This window comes from Acinetobacter sp. YH16038, from assembly GCF_013417275.1.
Lineage (GTDB): Bacteria > Pseudomonadota > Gammaproteobacteria > Pseudomonadales > Moraxellaceae > Acinetobacter.
On the sequence record NZ_VPEG01000109.1, the window covers coordinates 1 to 2,242 of the forward strand.

The 2,242-nt window shown below is 37.1% G+C and carries 4 protein-coding genes; 1 reads left to right on the forward strand and 3 read right to left on the reverse strand.

The window, feature by feature from the left end:
* The first annotated feature begins 160 nt into the window (after window positions 1-160).
* Window positions 161-397 carry a DUF1090 family protein gene (locus FTV34_RS17020; protein WP_174660751.1) on the forward strand — a complete coding sequence of 79 codons (237 nt, stop codon included), beginning with the start codon at window positions 161-163 and terminating at the stop codon, window positions 395-397.
* A gap of 355 nt (window positions 398-752) precedes the next feature.
* On the opposite strand, the gene FTV34_RS17025 is transcribed toward FTV34_RS17020, so the two are convergent.
* Genes FTV34_RS17025 through FTV34_RS17035 form a run of 3 tightly spaced genes read right to left on the reverse strand, consistent with a single transcriptional unit; the run spans window position 753 to window position 1,641 of the window.
* Window positions 753-1,046, reverse strand: a complete 294-nt coding sequence (locus tag FTV34_RS17025) for a hypothetical protein (RefSeq protein ID WP_174660752.1) — start codon at window positions 1,044-1,046, stop codon at window positions 753-755.
* Window positions 1,047-1,055: 9 nt separating this feature from the next.
* Window positions 1,056-1,352 (reverse strand): HigA family addiction module antitoxin, encoded by a 297-nt coding sequence (locus FTV34_RS17030; protein WP_218945739.1) that lies wholly within the window; start codon window positions 1,350-1,352, stop codon window positions 1,056-1,058.
* A 10-nt stretch (window positions 1,353-1,362) separates the two neighbouring features.
* Complete coding sequence (locus tag FTV34_RS17035) at window positions 1,363-1,641, reverse strand: type II toxin-antitoxin system RelE/ParE family toxin (protein ID WP_180009683.1); 279 nt, start codon at window positions 1,639-1,641, stop codon at window positions 1,363-1,365.
* Window positions 1,642-2,242: the final 601 nt, after the last annotated feature.

Consider the following 2,242-nt stretch of genomic DNA (forward strand, 5'->3'; position numbering starts at 1 on the left):
CGATAAAAATCATCTGCTACCACAGAGAATCTATAAATAATAGTGCGTAAGTCCTATAATTTTACAATTTGTGTTTTTTATCCTTATTGCACAGCTGTATGCTCGTTATAATCATTGCAAATACAATTTACTTAAGATGAATAATGAAGAGGTACAGCTTATGTTATTACGTTCAATTATTTTAATTGGTGCATCACTTATTTCTATTCAAAGCTTTGCCTACGATGCAAGATCATGTGAAATTAAAAAGCAAAAGCTAGCACAGCAAATGACCTACGCTAAAAAATATAACAATACACATCGTATTCGTGGGTTAGAAAGAGCGATGGCTAAGGTTGATCGCAAATGTGCTATTTACGACACGCGTTTTAAAGAGCAGAGCAAAGCGCAAAAATAAATTGCAGTAAGGAAAAAGGGCGAGGATCTAGGGTCTATCGCCCTTTTTTATTTCCAGCATTTCATTCTAAATGCATATTTGTGTGTCTAGTGTGGTAAAAACCGTGTTAATGGTGTAGTAAACGATATAACGAATTAAATATAAAGTGGAGTTTAAGAGATGCAAAATTTTGTACCCGTGCGACGCAAAAATTGATGACTTTATTCTCGATAAAAATCATCTGCTACCACAGAGAATCTATAAATAATAGTGCGTAAGTCCTATTATAGATAAAATATTGTCAATCTTCATAATATTTTGGCTTCGGATCTAGGCATATCGTTTGAGTATTAGAAGCCATTTAAGGCTGTTTTATCTATTCTTTATTCCACTTTTTAAGTGAAATGAGATAGTGTTCGACATGTTTTAAATAGTCATATTTTTTCTTATTAGAACCATAGACTTGAGCTTCTTCTTTTTTTAAAAACTCACAAAAATTTCTAGTCCGTTCTAACAATTCATCTCTGTCTTTTTTGAGCAAAAGCTCACGCCAAATACCTAGATGCGTATCAAATAAAAAAAATATTCTAGAACCCTTTTTAAGCCTAACTTTTGAAGACTGTGATTCTAGATTAAATAAACAATCTGCTATATCTTGAATGTTATGCATAAATAAAAATTAACACTGTACAAAAAATGGTTGAATCTGCGGACGCTGTTTTTGTGATTCCATCCAAAGTGAATGTTTCGATTGAACACGCATTAACAGATCTGCACTGATTCCTAAAGCATCATGTAAACGTAAAGCTACATCTGCGGTAACTGGTGCTTTACCATTAATAATTCGAGAAAGTAACGGACGTGTCACTCGAATACGTGCAGCAAGTTCTGTAATCGTAATAACTTGTCCTTCTTCTTTTAAGCCATCTAACCATTCTGAAACTAACTCACCTGCATGAGCTGGATTATTCATCATCATATTCACCTCAATGATAGTCCTGATAATCTACGATATACGCATTACCATCTTTAAAAATGAAAGTCATACGCCAATTGGCATTCACTGTAATAGCCCAATGATCTTTTAACTTCCCTTTCAAAGGATGCAGCTTCCATCCAGGGAAATTCATCTCATCAATACTTTGTGCTTCATTCAAAACTGTTAATTGTCTTTTTAACTTTGTAGCATGTACTGACTGAATCCCTGCTGTAGAACTGGTTTTAAAAAACCTTTCTAGTCCCTTATGTTTAAAATCTATAATCACAAGAATTAATCCTTTGTATAGTTTTACTATACATCAAGTCGGAAAGTAAAACTATACAAGCAGTAAAGACAATAGCACTTAAATAAATGCTCTCACTCACTCCCCGATCACCCCAGCCTTCGGGCAAGCCCTCTGGGCTGATGGTGAACGTTGAGTGAGTTTCGGCAATACTCACCCTAAGGGCGCGATTTTGAAAAAAATCACTCTCCCTTAAGTATTGCCGAATAACCTGATTGGGCTGACGGAGCCACGCATCGGTCGTATCCGCACATAGTTTTACATACTATGCAGACAAGGACTTCTGGGTTGTGTACCTCTGCTCCACGCGCTCCCTGCCGCTACACGGCTGTATCTCTGCGAGGGTTTCCCCAACATGCAACTTAACAGTCCAATGTAACTACTCCTAACGCTCCGCCTATGCGAAGTTCCCCTGTAAGCGGTTTAGCCTTTCGACTATAGCTACAGTACGCCAGTGACACTTATTCCTACCACACGTACTGCATGCCAACCGTATGAAACGGACACGCAGAGGGAGGCAAAACCCGCTTTGAGGAGCTTATTTGATGGTTTTAAACACGTATTAACGAAGACTTATCATTTT